The sequence below is a fragment of the Psychrobacter sp. UBA6739 genome (genome assembly GCF_002453835.1).
In the GTDB taxonomy this organism is placed as follows: domain Bacteria; phylum Pseudomonadota; class Gammaproteobacteria; order Pseudomonadales; family Moraxellaceae; genus Psychrobacter; species Psychrobacter immobilis_A.
Genome location: NZ_DKHR01000001.1, coordinates 27,848 through 48,630, shown reverse-complemented (window position 1 = coordinate 48,630; position 20,783 = coordinate 27,848). Strand labels below are relative to the sequence as shown.

Annotated in this window: 24 protein-coding genes; 14 read left to right on the top strand and 10 right to left on the bottom strand. The window is 42.8% G+C overall.

Translation table 11 applies throughout. The annotated features are described in order from the left end of the window. Positions 1 to 18 precede the first annotated feature (18 nt). The 3 genes from B2575_RS00240 to B2575_RS00235 are packed head-to-tail and all read left to right on the top strand — an operon-like array spanning position 19 to position 763. A complete protein-coding gene (locus tag B2575_RS00240) occupies positions 19 to 228 on the top strand; it encodes a chlorhexidine efflux transporter (protein ID WP_201561017.1) in 210 nt (69 codons plus the stop codon). Further along, complete coding sequence (locus B2575_RS13545; protein ID WP_201561023.1) at positions 192 to 437, top strand: PACE efflux transporter; 246 nt, start codon at positions 192 to 194, stop codon at positions 435 to 437. The genes B2575_RS00240 and B2575_RS13545 overlap by 37 nt, the downstream gene beginning before the upstream one ends. Positions 438 to 475: 38 nt before the next feature. Further along, positions 476 to 763: a DUF4031 domain-containing protein gene (locus B2575_RS00235; RefSeq protein WP_201561016.1), complete on the top strand. Its 288-nt coding sequence runs from the start codon at positions 476 to 478 to the stop codon at positions 761 to 763. An 87-nt stretch (positions 764 to 850) separates the two neighbouring features. Here B2575_RS00235 and B2575_RS00230 read toward each other — a convergent pair whose 3' ends face one another. Together B2575_RS00230 and B2575_RS00225 are read right to left on the bottom strand one after the other, a co-directional pair. After that, a complete protein-coding gene (locus B2575_RS00230; RefSeq protein ID WP_201561015.1) occupies positions 851 to 1,369 on the bottom strand; it encodes a DUF302 domain-containing protein in 519 nt (172 codons plus the stop codon). A 185-nt stretch (positions 1,370 to 1,554) separates the two neighbouring features. Next, entirely contained in the window at positions 1,555 to 2,448 is an 894-nt protein-coding gene (locus tag B2575_RS00225; protein ID WP_296239620.1) for a LysR family transcriptional regulator, read from the bottom strand. Between the two features lie 191 nt (positions 2,449 to 2,639). Here B2575_RS00225 and B2575_RS00220 point away from each other — a divergent pair, with 191 nt between their 5' ends. Beyond that, positions 2,640 to 3,764, top strand: coding sequence for an S-(hydroxymethyl)glutathione dehydrogenase/class III alcohol dehydrogenase (locus tag B2575_RS00220; protein ID WP_201561014.1), 1,125 nt, complete (start codon positions 2,640 to 2,642; stop codon positions 3,762 to 3,764). A 108-nt stretch (positions 3,765 to 3,872) separates the two neighbouring features. Here the strand turns inward: B2575_RS00220 and B2575_RS00215 are convergent, their stop codons facing one another. Together B2575_RS00215 and B2575_RS00210 are read right to left on the bottom strand one after the other, a co-directional pair. After that, entirely contained in the window at positions 3,873 to 4,568 is a 696-nt protein-coding gene (locus B2575_RS00215; protein WP_201561013.1) for a haloacid dehalogenase type II, read from the bottom strand. A 58-nt stretch (positions 4,569 to 4,626) separates the two neighbouring features. Further along, complete coding sequence (locus B2575_RS00210; RefSeq protein WP_201561012.1) at positions 4,627 to 5,295, bottom strand: DsbA family oxidoreductase; 669 nt, start codon at positions 5,293 to 5,295, stop codon at positions 4,627 to 4,629. A 326-nt stretch (positions 5,296 to 5,621) separates the two neighbouring features. Here B2575_RS00210 and nfsB point away from each other — a divergent pair, with 326 nt between their 5' ends. From nfsB to B2575_RS00170, 8 genes are all read left to right on the top strand, one after another. Then, positions 5,622 to 6,278 (top strand): oxygen-insensitive NAD(P)H nitroreductase, encoded by a 657-nt coding sequence (gene nfsB / locus B2575_RS00205; RefSeq protein ID WP_296239617.1) that lies wholly within the window; start codon positions 5,622 to 5,624, stop codon positions 6,276 to 6,278. Positions 6,279 to 6,579: 301 nt separating this feature from the next. Beyond that, positions 6,580 to 7,227 carry a 2Fe-2S iron-sulfur cluster-binding protein gene (locus tag B2575_RS00200; protein ID WP_201561010.1) on the top strand — a complete coding sequence of 216 codons (648 nt, stop codon included), beginning with the start codon at positions 6,580 to 6,582 and terminating at the stop codon, positions 7,225 to 7,227. Further along, positions 7,224 to 8,216 carry an FAD binding domain-containing protein gene (locus B2575_RS00195; protein ID WP_201561009.1) on the top strand — a complete coding sequence of 331 codons (993 nt, stop codon included), beginning with the start codon at positions 7,224 to 7,226 and terminating at the stop codon, positions 8,214 to 8,216. Before B2575_RS00200 ends, B2575_RS00195 begins: the two co-directional genes overlap by 4 nt. Positions 8,217 to 8,218: 2 nt before the next feature. Continuing rightward, positions 8,219 to 10,666 carry a xanthine dehydrogenase family protein molybdopterin-binding subunit gene (locus tag B2575_RS00190; RefSeq protein WP_201561008.1) on the top strand — a complete coding sequence of 816 codons (2,448 nt, stop codon included), beginning with the start codon at positions 8,219 to 8,221 and terminating at the stop codon, positions 10,664 to 10,666. A gap of 126 nt (positions 10,667 to 10,792) precedes the next feature. After that, on the top strand, positions 10,793 to 12,181 hold the full coding sequence (locus B2575_RS00185) for an XdhC family protein (protein WP_201561007.1): 1,389 nt from the start codon (positions 10,793 to 10,795) through the stop codon (positions 12,179 to 12,181). Beyond that, positions 12,178 to 12,918 carry an NTP transferase domain-containing protein gene (locus B2575_RS00180; protein WP_296239612.1) on the top strand — a complete coding sequence of 247 codons (741 nt, stop codon included), beginning with the start codon at positions 12,178 to 12,180 and terminating at the stop codon, positions 12,916 to 12,918. Before B2575_RS00185 ends, B2575_RS00180 begins: the two co-directional genes overlap by 4 nt. A 31-nt stretch (positions 12,919 to 12,949) precedes the next feature. After that, on the top strand, positions 12,950 to 13,525 hold the full coding sequence (locus tag B2575_RS00175) for a GNAT family N-acetyltransferase (protein ID WP_296239610.1): 576 nt from the start codon (positions 12,950 to 12,952) through the stop codon (positions 13,523 to 13,525). A gap of 125 nt (positions 13,526 to 13,650) precedes the next feature. Further along, positions 13,651 to 14,172, top strand: a complete 522-nt coding sequence (locus tag B2575_RS00170; protein WP_296239608.1) for an HdeD family acid-resistance protein — start codon at positions 13,651 to 13,653, stop codon at positions 14,170 to 14,172. A gap of 59 nt (positions 14,173 to 14,231) precedes the next feature. Here the strand turns inward: B2575_RS00170 and B2575_RS00165 are convergent, their stop codons facing one another. The 6 genes from B2575_RS00165 to B2575_RS00140 form a co-directional block, all read right to left on the bottom strand. Further along, positions 14,232 to 14,369: a hypothetical protein gene (locus B2575_RS00165; protein WP_296239607.1), complete on the bottom strand. Its 138-nt coding sequence runs from the start codon at positions 14,367 to 14,369 to the stop codon at positions 14,232 to 14,234. A gap of 322 nt (positions 14,370 to 14,691) precedes the next feature. Continuing rightward, the gene (locus tag B2575_RS00160; RefSeq protein WP_045444387.1) at positions 14,692 to 15,306 is read right to left on the bottom strand and encodes a hypothetical protein; all 615 of its coding nucleotides are present in this window, start codon (positions 15,304 to 15,306) and stop codon (positions 14,692 to 14,694) included. Positions 15,307 to 15,347: 41 nt separating this feature from the next. Beyond that, positions 15,348 to 15,965 carry a hypothetical protein gene (locus tag B2575_RS00155; RefSeq protein ID WP_296239604.1) on the bottom strand — a complete coding sequence of 206 codons (618 nt, stop codon included), beginning with the start codon at positions 15,963 to 15,965 and terminating at the stop codon, positions 15,348 to 15,350. A gap of 150 nt (positions 15,966 to 16,115) precedes the next feature. Continuing rightward, the gene (locus B2575_RS00150; RefSeq protein WP_045444391.1) at positions 16,116 to 16,865 is read right to left on the bottom strand and encodes a PhnD/SsuA/transferrin family substrate-binding protein; all 750 of its coding nucleotides are present in this window, start codon (positions 16,863 to 16,865) and stop codon (positions 16,116 to 16,118) included. 3 nt (positions 16,866 to 16,868) lie between these two features. Continuing rightward, the gene (locus tag B2575_RS00145) at positions 16,869 to 17,363 is read right to left on the bottom strand and encodes a PAS domain-containing protein (RefSeq protein WP_055124629.1); all 495 of its coding nucleotides are present in this window, start codon (positions 17,361 to 17,363) and stop codon (positions 16,869 to 16,871) included. Between the two features lie 272 nt (positions 17,364 to 17,635). Next, positions 17,636 to 17,998, bottom strand: coding sequence for a roadblock/LC7 domain-containing protein (locus B2575_RS00140; protein WP_296239601.1), 363 nt, complete (start codon positions 17,996 to 17,998; stop codon positions 17,636 to 17,638). Positions 17,999 to 18,634: 636 nt separating this feature from the next. Between B2575_RS00140 and gdhA the strand changes: the two genes are divergently transcribed. Both gdhA and B2575_RS00130 read left to right on the top strand, forming a co-directional pair. Then, positions 18,635 to 19,981, top strand: coding sequence for an NADP-specific glutamate dehydrogenase (gdhA, locus tag B2575_RS00135; RefSeq protein WP_296239599.1), 1,347 nt, complete (start codon positions 18,635 to 18,637; stop codon positions 19,979 to 19,981). Between the two features lie 195 nt (positions 19,982 to 20,176). Then, positions 20,177 to 20,761: a PepSY domain-containing protein gene (locus B2575_RS00130; protein ID WP_055124627.1), complete on the top strand. Its 585-nt coding sequence runs from the start codon at positions 20,177 to 20,179 to the stop codon at positions 20,759 to 20,761. Positions 20,762 to 20,783 lie beyond the last annotated feature (22 nt).

Genomic DNA, 20,783 nt, shown 5'->3' with positions numbered 1-20,783 from the left:
ATAAATTTGGAACAAACCATGCGTAGCACTAAAGACCGTATTCGCCATGCCTTAGGGTTTGAAATCATCGGTCTATTGATTTTTGCACCGCTAGCAAGTTGGGTATTTGGCTTTGAACTGCATTCAATGGGTGTAATAGCATTGGCAGGCTCTATCGTCGCGACGGTGTGGAATTATTTTTATAATATCTTATTGATAATGCCCTGCTTAAACTACGTGGTGATGTAAAAAAGACAGTTCCTATACGAATATTACACGCTGCACTGTTTGAAGGTGGTTTGCTGGTGCTGTTTTTACCTGCCATTGCTTGGTACTTGGATATCAGTTTGTGGGATGCTTTTAAAATGGATATCGCTATGGCGACATTTTATTTGGTATATGCTTTTGTCTTTAATTGGGTTTACGACAGAGTGTTTCCTATTGTTGAAGCTGATTGATGCTTCAGGACAAAAAATGAATAGGCAAGGTAGGATGTATGGCGATATATGTGGATTTTATGCAAATAGAATTTAAAGGCTATAAGTGGTGTCATCTATTAGCTGATACATTACAAGAATTGCATGATTTTGCAGCATTGATTGAATTAGATGCGCGCCTGTTTCACCGTAACGCCAGCTATCCGCATTATGATGTCACTGTGCAGATGCGAGAAACAGCGATTGAGTATGGTGCAATTCCTGCCGATCGAAGAAAAATTATCGAGTGTGCAAAGAAGCTAAGAGTAGAATTACATACACAAATAGCACAGTCCGATTGTTTGTAATAAATGCATAAACAAATAAAAAGGTGGGTTATGTTTTGGCTAACCCACCTTTTCTGTTTTTTTAGGTCGTGTTTTTTGAGTGTAGTATTACTTAGCAACCGCTGCTGTGCTGACCGCATTTAATGCTTTTGAGATATTATCAATGACGGTATCACAGCCTTCGATATTATGGCGGTCTTTGAGATATTCAGGATTATTGTACGACAACCAAACTTTTTTATCAGCATCTTCACTGATGAGGATTTTTTGTGGTAAGTCGATAGCGACGCTTTGCTCACAATTCATCAATGGCGTACCCGCTTTTGGATTACCAAACATAATCACTTGCGTCGGTCTTAATGTTAAATTGACACCTTGGGCATTCTTTTGGTGATCGACGCGTGCAAATACTTTCATACCTTTGCTTTCAATAATTGCCGCCAGTTTATCAGCAGTATCTTGCACGGAATGATTGCTTTGCATCGTAACCAAGCCTTTTTCGGCATCGATAGCAGTCATCGTTGCTGGCGTTGATGGCATCTTATCAGGCGCGTTTAAAATATTTTCAACACTGGCGCAGGAGGATACGGCTAATGCTAGGGCAGCGATAGAGAGAATCTTAAGCATGAAAAGTCCTTTTATTGTCATTGTTTATTCAGCGCGTGATGGCTGACAACATCGAATATTTAGTGTGAACCATAATATTCCTTGTGCTTAGTAGCATCGATAGTAGCATTGTGCGTAATAAACCGCGCATAGTAAAGCCTCGCATTACAACACACCTTAAAGAATGCCTAAGCCAAAACGCATAGCTAAACCAAATGCTCTGCTAGATAATCGACGAGCAGTCTAATCTTTGGCGATAAATGACGGTTGTGTGGATAGATGGCCCAGATACTTTCTTCAGGCTCTCGATAGTTATTCAATAAGCTGACCAGCTCACCTGATGCTAAGTATTTTTGCACATAATAGTCAGGCAGCTGCACGATACCCAGACCTTTTAACGCAGCATCAACTAGACTGTGACCACTGTTATATTGGACACTGCCAGACACGCGCAGGTTTTTTTCTTTATCAGCGTTTTTTCCAGAATCTATTTTGCCATCTTCTATAAAGTGCCAATAGTCACGTGTGCCAAGTAAGCAGTTATGCTGACTCAGATCGCTCAAAGAATGTGGTATGCCGTATTTTTCGAGATAAGCAGGCGCGGCACAGACGAAATTGGTACGACGGCTGAGCTTTTTTGCCATCATCGTCGAATCACTTAATTTGCCGATACGAATCGCCAAATCATAACCGCCATCAATGAGGTCGATTTTTTGATTGCTCAAAAACGCCGTCACTTCGATATCGCGATATTGCACCATGAAATCATTGACCAGTGGCAATAATTGCTGCTCGCCATAAGTGACAGGAGCGGTCAGTTTAATCCTACCTTGCGGCTTTGATTGTAAATTGCTTACTGCTTGCTCAGCGGCATCCAAGCCATCGAGCACACCGCGGCAGTGCTGATAAAACATGCGACCTTCTTCAGTCAGTGATACCTTACGCGTCGTGCGATACAGCAGTTTAATATTCAGTCGCTTCTCTAAAGCGCTTATCTGTCGACTGACCTGCGCGGTAGAAATGCCCAATTCTTTTGCCGCGCGTGTAAAGCTTTCGTAATCTGCTACATAAACAAATTCGCTAATACCATCCCAGCGCATGATTATTACCACTGTGTAAAAGATATTTGCAAATATAGCACATTGTTATCGCTATAGAAAAAACTATAATAGTCAGTATAAAGCTTTACAGACTGCTACAACTGCCGCTTGCCTCCATTCAACAAGCAAGATAAGCTGAATAGAGGTCTGCGCTTAATAACCCATAAAATGAATTAAAAAGAGAGATAACGATGTCAGATAAATTTATTAAATCAAAAGCCGCCATTGCTTGGGGTCCAAATGAGCCACTATCTATCGAAGAAGTGGATGTGATGCTGCCCCGTAAAGGCGAAGTATTGGTAAAAATCGTGGCAAGCGGCGTCTGTCATACTGATGCATTTACTTTATCTGGTGAAGACCCAGAAGGTGTGTTCCCAGCGATTTTAGGTCATGAAGGTGGCGGTATCGTTGAGAAAATCGGCGAAGGCGTCACCAGTGTGCAAGTTGGCGATCATGTCATTCCTTTATACACAGCAGAATGTGGCGAATGTAAAATGTGCCTATCAGGCAAAACCAACCTGTGCTCAGCAGTACGTGAGACTCAAGGTAAAGGCTTAATGCCAGATGGCACCACGCGTTTTTATAAAGACGGTGAGCCAATTTATCATTATATGGGCTGCTCAACCTTCTCTGAATATACCGTGTTGCCTGAGATTTCTTTAGCGAAAGTGAACAAAGAAGCACCACTAGAAGAAGTATGCCTATTAGGTTGCGGTGTCACCACGGGTATGGGTGCAGTGATGAATACGGCCAAGGTAGAAGAGGGTGCGACGGTCGCAATCTTCGGTCTCGGCGGTATTGGTCTATCAGCGGTCATCGGTGCGGCAATGGCAAAAGCCAGTCGTATCATTGCTATTGATATCAATGAGAGCAAATTTGAGCTGGCTAAAAAGCTTGGCGCGACTGACTGTATCAATCCTAAAGATTATGACAAACCGATTCAAGAAGTCATCGTTGAATTGACCGATGGCGGCGTTGATTATTCATTTGAGTGTATCGGTAACGTCGATGTCATGCGTTCAGCGCTTGAGTGCTGCCATAAAGGGTGGGGCGAGTCGGTCATCATCGGGGTCGCAGGCGCTGGACAAGAAATCTCTACTCGCCCATTCCAATTAGTGACTGGTCGCGTCTGGCGCGGTTCAGCATTTGGCGGCGTAAAAGGTCGCAGTGAATTACCAGGTTATGTTGAGCGTTATTTGGCTGGTGAGATTCCACTACAAGATTTCATTACCCATACCATGCCATTAGAAGATATTAACGAAGCGTTTGATTTGATGCATAAAGGTGAAAGTATTCGTACGGTTATTCATTTTTAAAAATCATTATTAATAATAGTGATTATAGATTTAGCCTTATAAAATAGCAGTATGCTAAACCAAAAACGCCGTCCTTATATAGGGCGGCATTTTTTTTGTCATTGGCAATTATTTTTGAGCGGAAAAAATTATCTGTTCGGCAAGCGTGGTTAGATTTGCTGCGACAAAGTCTGGCGCTGGAACGTTTGGCGCTGATAATAAAGCATTGTGCGGTCGCGTGAGAAATGCCCCTCGGCAGCCAACTGCTTGCGCGCCAATCGTATCCCAAAGATGACAAGCGACAAGGCACAAACCCGATACGTCAATAGACAATGCGTGAGCGACCATTTGGTAGGTTTCAGGTGCAGGCTTGAATCTTGCTACCTGCTCAACACTAAAGTGCTGTTCAAAAAAATGGCTGATGCCGGCTTTTTCAAGCGGGGTCGGGGAAGCGCTATTTGCTGAGTTGGTCAACGTCACCAGTCGAAACCCTGCCTCACGCAGCTTGGTTAATGCTGGAACTACATCAGGGTGAGCAGGCATTTTGCTCATACGCTCTTTTAATTCGTCGACATCACTATCTATCAGCCTAACGTTATAAATATCAGCGGTCATCTGTAAGGCACTGACGCCAAGCTCGCCAAAAGGCGTATAAAGTCCTGATAACGTCATGGTTTGCGAATATAGCACCAATTGCGCAAACCATTCTCTTAGTAGCATTTTATTGCCAAATAGGCGAGCGAATAATGGTTCAAGAGTGGTAATGTCGAGTAGCGTCTCATTGACATCAAACACGATAATAGGAAGGGATTTATCAGAGGACATAAGGGATCCTTTTAGGAATAGCAAACGAAATCTTGCCAAAAAAAATTTTTCAGAGAAGCTAGTCTGGCAAGTCAGCCAACTGCTGCAAGATATTCTTGAAATTTTCCACGCCTTGTGCACCGCTAACCAGATGACGCTTATTAAAAATTACCGCTGGGACGCTTTGAATGCCTTGTTGTTGCCAATGTTGCTCTTCTGCGCGCACCTCTTTAGCAAACCTTTGGTCTGCTAACACGGCTAGTGCCTCATCACGATCTAGTCCAATCTCTGCTGCGATATCAGCAAGCACGGCATTGTCAGAAATATTGCGACCATTAGTAAAATGAGCGACGAATAACGCCTGCTTTAAGTCATGCATGCGACCTTGCTGATCTGCCCAGTGCAGCAATTGATGCAAGTTGAACGTGTTGTGCATGCGCGTGTCATCGTTAAAGTTAAACGTAAAGCCAACCTCATTACCCGCTTCCATTAATCGAGCACGGCTAGCATCAGATTCTTGCTTGCTCGACCCATATTTCTCCATAATATGTTCACGCATATTTTGTCCTTCGCGTGGCATATTTGGATTAAGCTCAAACGGATGCCAGTGAATCTCGTGTTCGGTGTTGGTTTGCTTGAGGGCTTCTGCCAGCTGGCGGTAACCAATGACGCACCAAGGACAAACAACGTCTGAGACGATATCGATGCGTAGTGGCTGCTCTGAGAATAACTGCTTTGAATGTTCCATATCTATCTGCCTAATTCAGTATTTATTTTTTATATAAGCTGTCTGTGGTCGACCGCCTTATAAATCAATGCTCATTATCAATACTAATTAACTAATGCTAAGAGAATGAGGGAACGATTACAATATCGTCTAAGTTACTGTTTAATGAGTGTCCGTCTAATAAGTATCTGCTTAAATAACTGTTCAAATGGCGGCTCAAATAACTCAGCGATGCACTGAATCATCAGTAACGTAATAACAAAATAGGTGACTACTTAACCAATCTGTAACGGTCATCAAACGGGTTTTTGCTTAAAGTGGCGGTACTAAAAATCTTGGAGTCATAAATGAAAAATATCACTGAAGCCATGAACTGGCGTTACAGCACCAAAGAGTTTGATATCAATAAAAAAATATCAGCAGCAGACTTTCAAAGTTTAAAGGATATCCTGCGACTTAGCCCATCAAGCACTAATATTCAGCCTTGGCATTTTGTAATCGCTGATGATGAGGCTGGCAAGGCACGTATCGCACAAGGTACACAAGGGATGTTTGATTTCAACACGGCAAAGGTAGAGCAAGCCTCCCACGTCATCATTTTCTGTAGTCGTATCTATGCTGATGATGAATTTTTGCATGAAGTATTGGATAAAGAAGAGGTGGATGGTCGCTTCGCAGAACCAAAATTCAAAGAGCAAATGCATCAAGTGCGCAAAATGTTTTTGGACATTCGTCGTTATGAGCAAAAAGACGAGCCGCATTGGCTGGTCGAGCAAGTGTATCTAAATATGGGTGCATTGTTGCTGGGTGCTGCTACTTTAGGCATTGATGCTGTACCGATGGAAGGTGCTGATCTAAAGGCACTCGATGAAGAATTTGAGCTACGTAGCAAAGGCTACACAGCCGTTGCCGTTATCTCACTTGGTTATCGTAGCGAAGACGATTTTAATGCCGATTTGCCAAAATCTCGATTGAGTGAAGCGAGCATAATTACTAAAGCGTAATGCCCGACTGGTATTTTTAACTGACTATATTGAACTCAAATAGTGTTATAAACGACCTGTTTATAGCGCTATTTTTTTTTGCTAATAAAATGAGTTTTTGAGTTTCATTTATAAAATTGATAGTGAATAAGCGAGATAGAATAGTGGGAAGTAAAGTTTTCATAGATTAAAAACTACACTGTAATAACTACAAAGTGAAAACAAATCGACATTTCTAATAAGTCATAATAAATCGATTGGCGCGACTTTTAAGGAGCGTTTAACCCTATTTTTTTTGATTATCTGCCAGCGAGAAGCCAGCATGTCTACCTTGAACTTAACCATTAATAAGCAAGATTATCAGCTCGACAATCTTGATTCACGCACGACCTTACTCGATGTCTGTCGTCAGCACCTCAAAATTACGGGACCTAAAAAAGGCTGTGACCATGGTCAGTGCGGCGCTTGTACCATACTTATCAATGGGCGTCGGATCAATGCCTGTTTGACCTTGGCAGTTATGCACGATGGTGATGAGATTACCACGATTGAAGGTATTGGCATGCCCGAATCTTTGTCAGCGTTGCAACAAGCCTTTAAAGATAATGATGCGTTTCAATGTGGTTACTGTACCCCTGGGCAAATTTGTTCAGCAACAGCGCTGATCGATGAGATTAAACAAAACTGGCCCAGTCATGTCACTACAGATTTGCAAAATCCTGATGGGTTGCTGGTTCAAGAAATCGCTGAGCGTATGAGTGGCAATATTTGCCGCTGTTCTGCTTATCCCAATATTATTAAGGCCATTTCACAAGTACTAGAAAATGAAATGAAGGGTTCATCTAAAACTGACGCAGTACAAAAATCAGAGGTGACGGGTATTTGGTCACTATCACCTAGTGAAGCGCAGCTAGGTAGTCAATCTATGAAGAATAAGACGGCAACTAGCAGGTTAGGAGATCGCTCATGAAACGTTTCGAGTATAGCCGTGCTACCGCGCCAGAGCAGGCAGCCCAATCTGCTAGTGTAAAAGACGCCTCATTTATCGCAGGGGGTACCAACCTTTTAGATTTAATGAAGTTAGAGATTGAAACGCCAGTTAAGCTGGTCGATATCACTCGTTTGGCGTTAGCACAAGTCGAGACGACTACAGACGGCGGCTTACGTATCGGTACGCTAGTGACCAATAGTGATTTGGCGGCGCATCCTGAGGTTATTGCCAATTACCCAGTGCTATCACGGGCGATTTTGGCAGGTGCGACGGGGCAGTTGCGTAATAGAGCGACGACGGGCGGTAATCTATTACAGCGTACGCGTTGTTATTATTTTTATCAGACAGACAGCGCCTGCAATAAACGCAAGCCAGGTTCTGGTTGCCCAGCGATACGTGGCGAAAATCGTACGTTGGCAATTTTGGGTACTAGCGATTCCTGTATTGCTCAACATCCATCTGATATGGCCGTCGCGATGCGCTCATTAGATGCCACTGTTGAGACGTTAAAAACGGATGGTTCAACGCGTAAAATCGCGATTAAAGACTTTTATTGTTTGCCAAAAGACACGCCACATATCGAAAACGTTTTAGAGTCTGGTGAGCTTATCACTCATGTGGTGTTGCCAGCGCCTGTCAGCGGTATCCACACTTATGACAAAGTGCGTGATCGCGCGTCCTATGCTTTTGCCTTAGTCTCCTGTGCCGCGATCATAGACGTGACTGATAATGGGCGTTTGGACACAGTGCGCCTAGCATTCGGCGGTATTGGTACTGAGCCATGGCGCAACGAAGCCGTTGAGGCATTACTAACGGGCACTGATGGTAATAATGATGTGATCAAACAAGCAGCGGACTTATTATTAAAAGAGGCTAAAGGTAGTGGTCAAAATGATTTCAAAATACCGCTGACTCGTCGTCTACTCAAACAAGTTATTCAACGCGCATTAGCGGGCAAGGGAGCATAATCATGTCGTTATTGGATTCAATATTGCCAGCAGAACCGACCAAAAAGATGATGATGAATGCGCCAGTTGAATCACTTTTTGACAAAACAGCGAGCAAGTTGGTGGGCAAACCCATCAACCGAGTTGAGGGATCACTCAAGGTCAGCGGTCAAGCACCTTATACGGCAGAGATTTATTTAGACAATCAAGCCTATGGTGTCTTGGTGAGCGCAACGATTGCCAAAGGACGCGTTAAGCAAATTGATAGCAGCTCTTTAGAGGGTATTCCCAATATTATTAAAGTAGTTACTGATCCTGAGCATTTTTTGCGCAATGCACAACAGGGCGGTGCAACCAAATCACCTAAGCAAGGCGTTAGTGAAATCTTTTATCATGGTCAGCCGATCGCGGTCGTCATCGCTGAGACGTTTGAGGCGGCGACAGAAGGCGCAAAAGCACTCAAAGTGACTTATGAGGATGAAACTAATCAGGCGGCATTGAACTTTACGACAGAGCTGCCAAATGCTCATGACGTTAATGAAAAAAAAGGTTCGGATAAAAACTCAGAAAAGGGTAATCCAGAACAAAGCCTCGCAAATGCTGCAGTAACCCTTGATCGCTTTTATCATACGCCAAGTCAAAACAGCGCAGCGATGGAGCCACATGCAACGCTTGCTCACTGGGAAGGTGAGAAGCTGATTATGTACTCCTCTAATCAAATGCTTGCCTCATGCAAAAAGCAAATCGTTGATGCGTTAGATTTGGATCCAGAAAATGTACAATTAATCGCTCGTTATGTCGGTGGGGGTTTTGGTAGCAAGCTGGGGATTTCTCCAGAATCGATAGCCGCCGCACTCGCCGCAAAAGAATTGGGTCGTCCCGTGTTAATCACTATGACACGTCCGCAAGTAATGGAGGCAACGATTAGACGCTCAAACACGCGTCAACGCATTGCTATTGGCTGTAGTGAAGACGGTATTATTGACACTATGATTCATGAGACGGTCTCTAGTAATTTGCCAGAAGAGACCTTTTTTGAGCCAGCAGCGCTCTCTACGCATTATTTGTATCGAGGTGACAATCGCCGAGTTAATTATCAGCAAGTAGATATAAACCAAGTATTGTCAGGCTCAATGCGTGCCCCCGGTGAAGCAGTGGGGCAGATTGCCCTTGAGTGTGCGATGGATGAATTGGCAGAGCAACTCAACCTAGACCCTGTCGAGCTGCGCCGTCGTAATGAGCCTGAGCAAGATCCTAGTAAAGGTGTCCCGTTTTCCACGCGTAAGCTCATCGCTTGTATCGATCAAGCAGCTGAACAGTTTGGCTGGAATCAACGCAATGCTAAGCCTGCCAGTCGCTTAGAAGGTGATTGGTGGATGGGTATGGGTATGGCAGCGGCAGCTCGCGGCAACAGCTTAGCGCCATCAGAAGCACGGGCGACCCTGCAAATAGATAACTCAAAAGCACTAGGCGTCAAAGCTGTGATTGAGACAGACATGACCGATATCGGTACAGGTTCTTATACAGTATTTACTCAGGTTGCTGCAGATTTATTAGGACTACCAATAGATCATATTGAAATGAAGCTTGGTGATACCAGTTTGCCACCTGCGGTTGGTTCAGGGGGCAGTATGGGCGCTGCCAGTTCAGGCAGTAGTATTTACCTTGCTTGTCAGCAGCTACGTGAGATGATCGCAGAAAAAGTCGGTCTATACCCTGACACCATTCAGTTGGATAACGGTCAAATTAAGCAGGTAGGTGAGCATGAGGCTAACTTTGTAGAAACCGTTATAGAAGCAGGAAAAGAAAAAGTAGCAGGTTTGGGCGATAATATCGTAGATAAAGTCGCTGATTTAAAAGACAAATTAGGTGAAATAACGGGAATCTCACTAACTGAATCGAAAGAATATGACTTTAGTAATTTCCAGACTCATTCATTAGCCGATATCGTCGCTCAATATGATGACCAAAAAGTCAGTGCCAAAGGTCAAATTGCACCGGGTAAAAATGCCAAAAGTCATCGCCAAGCGTCATTTGGTGCCAATTTTGCCGAGGTCGCTGTACATCGAGTGACTGGTGAAATACGCATCAAACGTATGACTGGTGCCTTTGCAGCAGGGCGTATCCTCAATTACAAAACCGCGACCTCACAGTGCTACGGCGGTATGATATTTGGTATTGGTTCTGCATTGATGGAGCAGGTGATTCACGATAAGCATGACGGTCGGCTATGTAATCATAATCTTGCAGAATACCATGTCCCAGTCAATGCGGATGTTCCTCAGCTTGATGTTATCTTGGTAGAAGAGGACGATCCGTATACCAATCCAATGCATATAAAAGGTATTGGGGAAACGGCGATTGCAGGTGCTGCCGCTGCTATTGCTAATGCCGTTTACAACGCCGTGGGTGTACGAGTTTATGACTTTCCTATTACCCTCGACAAATTACTTTATGAACTACCAGAGTAGGTTTTTAGTCAAATAGATGGACAATATAAACCCGCTAATTGTAGTCGTTAGCGGGTTTTATAAGTGGACTAGGATGGATATAGACCGTATATAGATATAAATGATAGATAGTATATAAGAGACATTATGAATCAAATTGCTGATATTCTTAAGCTGGCACGCGAGGCTCAGCAACAACAGGTTGACGCGGTACTAGCAACCGTCGTGCGTACAGAAGGGTCAGCCTATCGCCGCGCAGGCGCAATGATGCTTATCTGTGAAGATGGTCGTTCGGTCGGAATGATTAGCGGTGGCTGCTTGGAGCCGCATATTATCAAACGTGCTTTTTGGCTCACACGTGATGGTGCAAACGTGCAAGTTTACCAAACGGGTGACGACATCGAATATGCTGAAAATGGTAATGTGCGAGCGAGCGTATCAGAAGAGGGTTTTGACTTTGATAGAGGCAGTGATAATAAGGGCACAGATAATAAATACGATGAACAAGATATTGATTTGGACGAGTTAAATTTTGGATTAGGCTGTAATGGGCGCGTACACGTGTTGTTTGAAAGGCTGGCAACGGCAATGTCTTTGTTAAATGTCATCAGTCAGGTTCGTCAGTCTCAGCAGCCAGTAACGGTAGCAACTTTAATTCGCTCTACAATCCATTTTAACAACCAAAATAATCCAAACTCTGAACTTCAAATTGGTGTGCGTCTTAATCTAGATAATTATATCAAGTCAGGAAAACTCACCGCTATCGACGCTAATAATTCAGATAAAGTGGTATCTAATGCTTCAAGCACAGTTATCCATGCAGTTGAAAGTTTATCCGAATATAAAATTCTCCATAAAAATGCTGAGTACGTCATCGTAAAAGATGACAGTGATGATTTAGCCACAGAATGGCTGATTCAGCGCCTACAACCACAGATACGCTTGCTGATTTGTGGTGCTGGCAATGATGTGATGCCGCTAGTTACGATGGCAAAGCTGCAAGATTGGCATGTGACAGTGGTAGACAGTCGAGCGCAATATGCCACGCAGCGGCGTTTTCCTCAGGCAGATAGAGTGATGGTACTGGCGTTAGATGATAGTGATACTTTACTAAAACTAAGTAAAAATGCTGCCGTTGCTTTGATGTCGCATAGTCTCAGCCAAGACCGTGCTCGCCTTGGCGTATTATTAGAGCATGCTAATCACTATAAATATCTTGGACAACTAGGACCGCGCTACCGTACCGAGCGCTTAATCGAAGAAATTAGTACAAGGCTTACAAATCCTGACAGTTTAAACCTAGGTATCAATAAGCTGCATTATCCGATTGGCTATAAGCTGGGCGGAGATGGACCTGAAGCCTTAGCACTGGGTATCATGGCACAAGTCAATGCGGTCGTGCATAATCAGCTGCCGCTAGCAGAAAACTCAGACACTCATCTGTCAAATACTAACTTTACAACGCTATTTTCTACGCATATTGATTCTATAGAGACGACTGCGACAAGTGCTCGTGCCGCGATAAATTTATCATGAGCCGCGACGCATCTATTTTAGCATCTACGCAACTAAAGCCAATAAATCTATCAAAGCCACCAAACCATGCGGTCATTATTTTGGCCAGTGGACTGAGCCTGCGTTTAGGTCAAGCAAAACAGTTACTGTGTAAAGATGGCGAACCCTTAATTTGCTTCATGACCAAACTCGCACTTTCTACAAAACCGCAAGCAATTATTATAGTTATTCCTGATAATCAACCATCAATAGCCAGTGCGATGAATGAATTGGCTTTTCAGTACTCTATGATTCAAATGGTCGTAAATTCTACGCCTGAAATAGGGATGGCGTATAGTTTGGATTTGGCTATTGAGGCAGTCACGCAGTTGACAAGCTCATTAATCGAGCGTGTATTAATCATGGGTGTTGATCAAGTTTTACTCGATGAGCAGCATTTGGTAAAACTGCTGGCAGATAAGCGGTTTGTAGTGGCAAGTACTTATGGTAGCTGGCAGCATTTAAATAACATGAATTTAAATGAAACGTCTGCTGCCACTGCATTGAAGCAAAATATTATCGGACTACCTTTAACGATTGATTGTGATTTACTCAGAGAGTGGCAAGCATTGCTGGTAGGCGATAAGGGGCTGCGTTATTTAATTAGAGAATTGAAGCCCAGTCAGATAAGTACCGTTGTTAATAATCAACTGAGCTATGATATCGATACTCCTAAGCAACTTGCTCATGCCAAGCAAAAAGGCTGGCTGGATAAATAGTATTAATAGTGTCAATCCATAAGTGATAAAAATGATAAATGTGATAGAAACAGAACGTCTTTATCTCAGGCAATGGCAAGCAAGTGACTTTGCTGTTTTTGCTGAAATAAATGCTGATCCTGAAGTAATGAAGTATTTTCCCAAGTTATTAACGCCTAAAGTAAGTGACATCATCGCTAGTAAATGCCAGCAGCTTATTGCTAATCAAGGCTGGGGGCTTTGGGCAGTATGTTTAAAAAATAGCACTAAAACATATGATGATTTTATCGGTTTTGTTGGCTTGAATGATACTCACGCAGATATGTCTTTTGCCCCTGCTGTCGAGATTGCATGGCGACTACATAAAGATTATTGGGGACAGGGCTATGCTACAGAGGCAGCACGTGCGGCGCTGAATTTCGCTTTTACTGAGCTGTCGCTCGATGAGGTTGTGTCATTCACAGCGGTTATCAATAAGCGCTCGCAATTGGTTATGGAGCGCCTTGGTATGATGAATACCCGCGCCAACTTCTACCATCCAGCCCTTGACCCTAACCATCAGCTGGCTGAGCATGTACTGTATAACATGACGCGGCAACAGTGGAACAATCAGTTAGCAGGCTTGTGACCACAAATCAATGCCCACACCCTGATATTAACAGGACTACTCGAAGATATTACTACCGTTATACAACACAAGGTAAGGTTTGCGATATAATTTATTTTCTATTAAATGTAAAATAAGGTCGTCTTATGAATCGTACACTGTGGTTAGTCATTGGCATCATTAGTATTCTTGGCGGTATCTTTGCATTTTTTAATCCTCTTAGCGCCACTTTGGCCGCTGAGCAGTTAGCAGGTTTTATCTTCCTTTTAGTGGGTATTTTACAGTTTATCGCCTTGTTCCGAGCACATAGTACCACTGGAAAAGTGCTGGCTGCCATCGGCGGTGTACTTGGTATATTGATTGGTATTGAATTATTACAAGATCCGTTACAAGGCATATTAACCTTGACCATGGTAATTGCTATTTTATTTATGGCAACAGGTATAGTTAGAGTTGTTGTTGCTTTCGGTCTCCGTCGGACAGTGGCTTTTGTCCCAATATTACTCTCAGGGCTGCTCTCGATTATATTGGCTATCATGATATTTACCAGTTATCCGCAGTCAGCGACGTATATTCTTGGCATACTGTTAGCCGTCGAGTTGATATCTAACGGTATATCCTTAATTATGTATTCACGTATACCATCAATTGTGGTGCGTAATATATAAATGTAGTTCTAGGGCGTGTTCTCAATTCAATTGATCATATCTAAACGGGCTAAAAATGGCTAAATTTTGCCAAACATCGTTAAATAGCTGGTTAATATCCCGATATTATCTGCGATATTATCTGCGATATTATCTGCGATATTATCTGCGATATTATCTGCGATATTATCTGCGATATTTTCCTCGTTTGACGGCAATTTAAATCATTTTTATCACCATTTTTGAAATGAGGACACGCCCTAGCAACAAACAAAAAAGACGCTATTTAAAGCGTCTTTTTTTTATTTCATAATTTATTTGAATATCACATCTTAACCATGCGTAAAGCCTAAGTGCAATTTGTAGTACTTGTCCTTGTGTGTAAATCGGCTATAGCAGAAGATGAAAGAAAAAAATATATTGAAAGTAAAGCAGATGTGAGAGATTGAAAGAAGTGCGCTTAGTTTGATATAAGCGCACTGGTCAGTATGGCAGCGTGTCATACTGATATTTAATGGTATATCAAGCGGTTTGGTTGATTTAGCTAAGAAATCTTAAGCCAGACGTTTTCAATGCCCATACCATCTCAACAAAGGCGCGGCTATTAGTTAAAGGCTCGCCATCGATGATGAGGGCGTAACCTGAACCATCAATCCATAAAAACACAAAGCTGGTCTCAGGAATCAGTAAGTCAACTTGTTGAAAAAACGAGATGGCTTGGCTTTCGACCGCCCAGCCGCGTTGTTTTTGGCGAATCATAAAACCTGAAAAATCAGCAGCTGCAACACTTAGCATGTCCGCTTCTTCTTGGCTGTAACCGATTCGTGCTAGGCAAAACCCTTCATCAGAGCCAATAGCGGCACGGCGTTTACCGGATAAGCTGGCAACCACATACGGTAAAAACTGATCCAACGGCAGATTGGGTGCGGGTAACAACAAAGACAGCTTTTCAATCCAGCCGTGTTCTATAAAGCTCTGTAGCCATTCGTCAGAATAACGCTCAAGCCAATCAGCGGCGAGCAACGTCTCCCCATAGGACATTAAGTCTTGTAATGACAGCTGTTCATCAGTGGGCTCACTTTGTGAAAATGCCTCGAAAATACCGGCTGGAGTGAGGGTTAGATACGTTTTATCAGCATTTAAGTAAGAGGACATAGCGGCTACCATTGTGATGAAAGGGTTAAATCGGCGATAAATTAGGTCTTGATGGTCTGATCAAGATGCTGTTGACAGTTGTTCCAGCGCTCATCGAACTGCCAGTCGCTTTTACCCAAGCGAAACCATACTAACGAGAAGGCAAGTCGATCATTGCGAGCGATACAGTGAGCAAAGAATTCGTTTTCGATCTGCTCAATCGTGCCCCAATCCTTATCTTCACGCGCCTGCATGAGCTCAGCGGTGATGTCTTTGGATATTTCTTTGGCGTCATCGCTACTGATAAGCAATCGCTGTTTTTGCTCATTGAGAGACGGTGATATCAGGACACTCCAGCGAGTCGCCAGCATACTATTACGTTGAATATATCGCTTCTTACTAATACAATCGCGAAACCCTTGCTGGACATGAGGGTACAAGCGATCTTTAATACGCGTAAACAGGTTATTTACATCGTAAGGGATGTCATACCAACAGCCATAAAAAAAGTCTGCGACGGCACCTTGTAGCGGCTCTTTTTCGGTTAAAAGTAATGAGGCATTGATACGTTGTTCATGAAAATGACGGTTATTGGGTGCCAAAAATACTTTACGCGAATATAAACGAAATACTCGGCGCGCTTCCATCTCATTTTCTTTGATAAGGTCTAAATCAGACATAATAGTGTCCTTTAAGTCATAGTGTCTATTATATGGCTAACAGCTTATGGCTAATATCGTATGGTCAAAATGATATAGCCACTATTGAGCGACAATAGCCTATGACTTCACTAAGCGAAACGGTGCAACGTGCCAATTAATAAGTAATAATTAATCAAGTAAAGTTTGCATCAAATCTATCATAAATTCAGCATCTTCTTCGTCCATGGCTTCAAACCCTTGAGGCATGCCAAGTTCAGCCAATGCTTCTCTACCATCGTCATCATTATGCAAGTTCAGGATCGCATTCATGAATATTTCTGTATCAGGAAAGCCATCTTTAATCAATAATACATGGCTAATATCTGCCAAATCACTTTCGATTAGCACTGACAGCTGAGTTTTGGTCAAGCGTGAAAAGCTATGAAAAATCTCTGCCAAGAAGAAAGCCGCTTGAGCATCACCTTTGATGACTTTACGGGCGGCTGCCTGATAAGTCTCAGTGATATCCCAGTTAAGATCAGACTCTTCTATATCCACAGCTTCTAGCAAGCGTAAGCCAATCAGCTTAACATCACGGTTGTCTGCCATTGCTACGGTCGCACCCGCTTTAATGTCTTCTAAGCGCTTGATATCACTGTTTGCCGCAGCAGCAATGACCATCTCATCCGATTTGCCGATAGGGCGTGCAACAGCGCGATAGCCTTGTTCACGGATCAAAGTAGCTGCATCAAATGGGTTGGCATAGATAACTTGAATGTCACCTGCCTCAATGATTTGCTCTTGTTCAGCATGTGAGGTAGGTATGTTTAGATGCATATTTAGGTTGGCACGTTTTTGAATCAAAATATTAAACATGTGCCAGCCTGCAAAACGCTCAGGAGAAAAATCAGGGGCGATTAACATATTGTGTGTCGTCATGATTTAGCCTTCCTCATTTTGATTCATTTGGGCATACTGAGCCATAGCCGCTTCGATTTTGCTACGTGATGGCTTACGGCGTACCGAGGTATAACCCACTGTTTCGCCGCGACGAATGTTCGGCACAACGGTCGCATAGACCCAATAGTGACTACCATCTTTGCATAAATTCTTAACGTAGCCATGCCATTTTTGCCCAGCCGCTGCGGTATCCCACAAATCTTTATAAGCGGCTTTTGGCATATCAGGGTGGCGCAAAATGGATTGAGGCTGACCAATAAGCTCATCAACGCTGTAGCCACTGATTTCGACAAAAGCATCGTTGACATGAGTCAGCACACCATCCAAATCGGTGCGAGATACAATCAGCTTGCCATCAGGATAAGGGCGTTCAATACCAGTATCATAGACAGTCCGTGATGTACCATCATAATAAGTCAGAGTAATCTGCTCAGCGGGCATATCAGGCTTATGTGCATCAGGGATTGGAGAACCCATCGTAATCTCCTTTATTTATCGTTATATTTATAATGATTAAAAAGCCAATCTGGTGTGGTAGTTGTCGATAACATCAGGTTGCCTTTCAGCTCAGTCGTCGTCCCAATATTTATCAGGCCATTATTCCATACAAATAATGTGTGCCATCTTAAATATTTTTTATGAGACAGTCACTTCATTTTGATTTAAAGTCATATTTATCAGTCGCGCTATGTGCTATATGACGTTAAATAATAAAAAATGTGTTATCGACAAAAATCCAAATTTACCAGTTAGATAAGTTTTGCAAGGGCTTCTGAGGCACGCTTGATATCTAAGAATATCAAACCAAGTTTTGCATTCGGTTTTGCCATAATAGTAAGTACCGCTTCATCTCCAGATGAGGTCATAATCACGTAGCCTTTTTCACCTTGAATCATAATACGATCGATACTACCACGTGCCAACTCACGACCTGCGCGGTCACCCAATGACAATAAAGCCGCTGACATAGCGCCAACACGGTCTTCATCAACGCCCGTTGGTAGCGCTGAGGCAATCATCAGACCATCGTTAGAAATAAGGGCAGATGCTTCAACATCGGCTGATGAGTTGTTTAGGTCTTCCAAAATTTGCTGGAATGAATCTGTACGCATATCGCTTTCTCTATGACGGGTTATTCAATTGATAAAATAACAGTTAGTAATGGTGGAGAATAAATGTTGACTAAGTCAGCTATTATAAACCCTTGCTGTTAATATTGATATACATCAGCTCAAGCAAAAAGCCAAGTTTTTGGTTTTTTTATACCGTTTGGTGCTGATTATCGACCTTTCGTCTTTACTTAACGGTTATCAATACACAAATTTCCATTAATATTTGATTTATTTACAGATTAGAAAAACAAAGATTTTTTAGTAATACAGGACTATTTTTAGCACAATCAATGAGATCTGTAAGCTCGTCAGTCGGCATCTCAAGGTGCTATGCAAAGGCGCACGCTAGACTGTGCCAATAAAAATCGCTTATAACTTTTCATGATGGTGATATTTACTAGACTTATACGCCTCAAAAATGATATATATTATGAGATAAAAAATGTTCTTGTCTCTGAATATGGCATCTAGGCATAAATTCAGTCAGCTTTTTTAATCCCACTTGTCTCTACACAAGCCAGCGTGTCGAGGCAATTTCAGTTTTACACCAGTGTCTACAATCCTCTCGTTTGTTGTCATACGACGTGACATCGGTGTAAGTAAGCACGTTCACCATTTTTACCCTAAGGAAAAGATATGAGTATCAGTCAGGCCATCGAAAAAGTCGAAGCGCGTTACGCCCATCAACCTGAATTCGTTCAAGCGGTAAAAGAAGTTGCAATTACGATTGCGCCGTTATACGACGCCCACCCAGAATATGATACTTTTAAAATATTTGAGCGCCTCGTTGAGCCTGACCGCGTTATTGCTTTTCGTATTAACTGGGAAAATGACCAAGGTGAAGTTCAGGTTAACCGCGGCTGGCGTGTCCAGTTCAGCAATGCCCTAGGTCCTTATAAAGGTGGCGTGAGATTTCATCCGACTGTCAACCAATCTGTTTTGAAGTTTTTAGGCTTTGAGCAAATATTCAAAAACGCTTTGACTGGATTGCCAATGGGCGGTGGTAAAGGTGGCTCTGATTTTGATCCCAAAGGCAAAACAGACAGTGAAATCCGCCGTTTTTGCTATGCCTTTATGCGTGAACTACATCACTATGTGAATAAAGACATCGATGTGCCCGCTGGTGACATTGGCGTGGGTGGGCGTGAAGTCAGCTATATGTTTGCTATGTATAAGAATTTAACGCACGAATACGGCGGCGTTTTGACCGGTAAAGGCGTTGGCTTCGGTGGCAGTTTGATGCGTACTGAGGCGACAGGTTATGGCGCGGTGTATTTCTTAGAAAACATGCTTACGGCGCAAAATGACGATATCAAAGGTAAGAGAGTATTGGTTTCAGGTGCTGGTAACGTCTCATTACATGCTGCTGAAAAAGCCCATATGCTGGGTGGCATCGTCGTCACTGTGTCAGACTCACAAGGGACTTTGTATGATGAAGCGGGTCTGAATCAAGAAAAAATTGATTGGCTCAAGGCGCAAAAAGCAAAAAGCAAACCGTTGGCTGAGTACGTCGATGTTTATGGTGGAGAGTGGTTTACGCAGCAAAAGCCGTGGCAATTCAAAGGCGACATCGCAATTCCATCAGCGACGCAAAACGAAGTCAATGAAGAAGATGCCAAGCTCATGGTTGAAAATGGCATCACATACGTTGTCGAAGGTGCCAACATGCCATTGACTGCTGAAGCCATTGATTATATTCGTTTGCACCGGGTGCATTATGCCCCAGGTAAAGCCGCCAACGCGGGCGGTGTAGCAGTCTCTGCGCTTGAGATGTCACAAAACTCAGTCCGTCAGTATAAGAGCTTTGAGCAAATCGACTTGCGCCTCAAAAATATCATGCGAAATATCCATGACTGCGCAGCTGACGCCTCAGAACAGTATGGTCAAACAGATAATGGCTATATCAACTATATGGCTGGTGCAAATATCGTTGGCTTTAAACGAGTTGCCGATGCATTGGTCGCTTACGGTATTTTAAACTAAGCACTTTTATCATAGCCACCTACTAACGAATAACGCGTCTGTTTTAACGATAGGCGCGTTTTTTATGAATTAACCCTACCGTGAATAGTCAAAGTGGTTTTTATGAAGTGATACGATTGACCTATTGATAATATGTGTTTTTTAAAAGATAATAATTTTAGAACACTCAATAAGATTAATTTTGTGGAGACCGTTATGAGCAAGATTTTCAAGCCATTTTCGCTAACGACTTTGGGTACTCGTGCTGCAGTAGTAGTGGGTGCGGCTATGTTGACTACGACAATCTATGCATCTACACAGCAACCGCTAGCAAGTGAGGTGCAAGCCGCCAAAGCCAGTAGAATAAGCTTACAACAAGCAATAAATATTGCGGCGAAAAAGTCATCTGGTCTATTGATGAGCGCCAGCTTTGATCACGATGATGATAAAGCGCAAGGCGGTGTGTATGAGATGGAATTTGTAACCAGTAGCCGAAACTATGAAATCAAAGTCGACGCCATGAATGGTAGAGTGATCAGTACGGATGTGGAACGATTAGACAGTGACGATCTGGTAGATTATAAGGCGCTTAAACAAGCGAAGATTGATGTTAAACAAGCAATGAAAATTGCTGAAAAACAATCGGGCGGGCGTGTTATCGAGATTGAGTTTAAAAACGACCGAGATTATAGTGATCATGCGTCCTATTATGAAGCTGATATCCTCAAAGGTAATAGTATCGTTTGGCTAAATGTTGATGCCAATACTGGCAGTGTATTTAACAATAAGTTTAAGAAATAGCTAAGTAAGTTAGACAGATAGA

Bases quoted from the DNA above. Each gene is read 5' to 3' on its own strand.
- B2575_RS00240 (WP_201561017.1), top strand. From the start codon at position 19: ATGCGTAGCACTAAAGACCGTATTCGCCATGCCTTAGGGTTTGAAATC.
- B2575_RS00235 (WP_201561016.1), top strand. From the start codon at position 476: ATGGCGATATATGTGGATTTTATGCAAATAGAATTTAAAGGCTATAAG.
- B2575_RS00230 (WP_201561015.1), bottom strand. From the start codon at position 1,369: ATGCTTAAGATTCTCTCTATCGCTGCCCTAGCATTAGCCGTATCCTCC.
- B2575_RS00225 (WP_296239620.1), bottom strand. From the start codon at position 2,448: ATGCGCTGGGATGGTATTAGCGAATTTGTTTATGTAGCAGATTACGAA.
- B2575_RS00220 (WP_201561014.1), top strand. From the start codon at position 2,640: ATGTCAGATAAATTTATTAAATCAAAAGCCGCCATTGCTTGGGGTCCA.
- B2575_RS00215 (WP_201561013.1), bottom strand. From the start codon at position 4,568: ATGTCCTCTGATAAATCCCTTCCTATTATCGTGTTTGATGTCAATGAG.
- B2575_RS00210 (WP_201561012.1), bottom strand. From the start codon at position 5,295: ATGGAACATTCAAAGCAGTTATTCTCAGAGCAGCCACTACGCATCGAT.
- nfsB (WP_296239617.1), top strand. From the start codon at position 5,622: ATGAAAAATATCACTGAAGCCATGAACTGGCGTTACAGCACCAAAGAG.
- B2575_RS00200 (WP_201561010.1), top strand. From the start codon at position 6,580: ATGTCTACCTTGAACTTAACCATTAATAAGCAAGATTATCAGCTCGAC.
- B2575_RS00195 (WP_201561009.1), top strand. From the start codon at position 7,224: ATGAAACGTTTCGAGTATAGCCGTGCTACCGCGCCAGAGCAGGCAGCC.
- B2575_RS00190 (WP_201561008.1), top strand. From the start codon at position 8,219: ATGTCGTTATTGGATTCAATATTGCCAGCAGAACCGACCAAAAAGATG.
- B2575_RS00185 (WP_201561007.1), top strand. From the start codon at position 10,793: ATGAATCAAATTGCTGATATTCTTAAGCTGGCACGCGAGGCTCAGCAA.
- B2575_RS00180 (WP_296239612.1), top strand. From the start codon at position 12,178: ATGAGCCGCGACGCATCTATTTTAGCATCTACGCAACTAAAGCCAATA.
- B2575_RS00175 (WP_296239610.1), top strand. From the start codon at position 12,950: ATGATAAATGTGATAGAAACAGAACGTCTTTATCTCAGGCAATGGCAA.
- B2575_RS00170 (WP_296239608.1), top strand. From the start codon at position 13,651: ATGAATCGTACACTGTGGTTAGTCATTGGCATCATTAGTATTCTTGGC.
- B2575_RS00160 (WP_045444387.1), bottom strand. From the start codon at position 15,306: ATGTCCTCTTACTTAAATGCTGATAAAACGTATCTAACCCTCACTCCA.
- B2575_RS00155 (WP_296239604.1), bottom strand. From the start codon at position 15,965: ATGTCTGATTTAGACCTTATCAAAGAAAATGAGATGGAAGCGCGCCGA.
- B2575_RS00150 (WP_045444391.1), bottom strand. From the start codon at position 16,865: ATGACGACACACAATATGTTAATCGCCCCTGATTTTTCTCCTGAGCGT.
- B2575_RS00145 (WP_055124629.1), bottom strand. From the start codon at position 17,363: ATGGGTTCTCCAATCCCTGATGCACATAAGCCTGATATGCCCGCTGAG.
- B2575_RS00140 (WP_296239601.1), bottom strand. From the start codon at position 17,998: ATGCGTACAGATTCATTCCAGCAAATTTTGGAAGACCTAAACAACTCA.
- gdhA (WP_296239599.1), top strand. From the start codon at position 18,635: ATGAGTATCAGTCAGGCCATCGAAAAAGTCGAAGCGCGTTACGCCCAT.
- B2575_RS00130 (WP_055124627.1), top strand. From the start codon at position 20,177: ATGAGCAAGATTTTCAAGCCATTTTCGCTAACGACTTTGGGTACTCGT.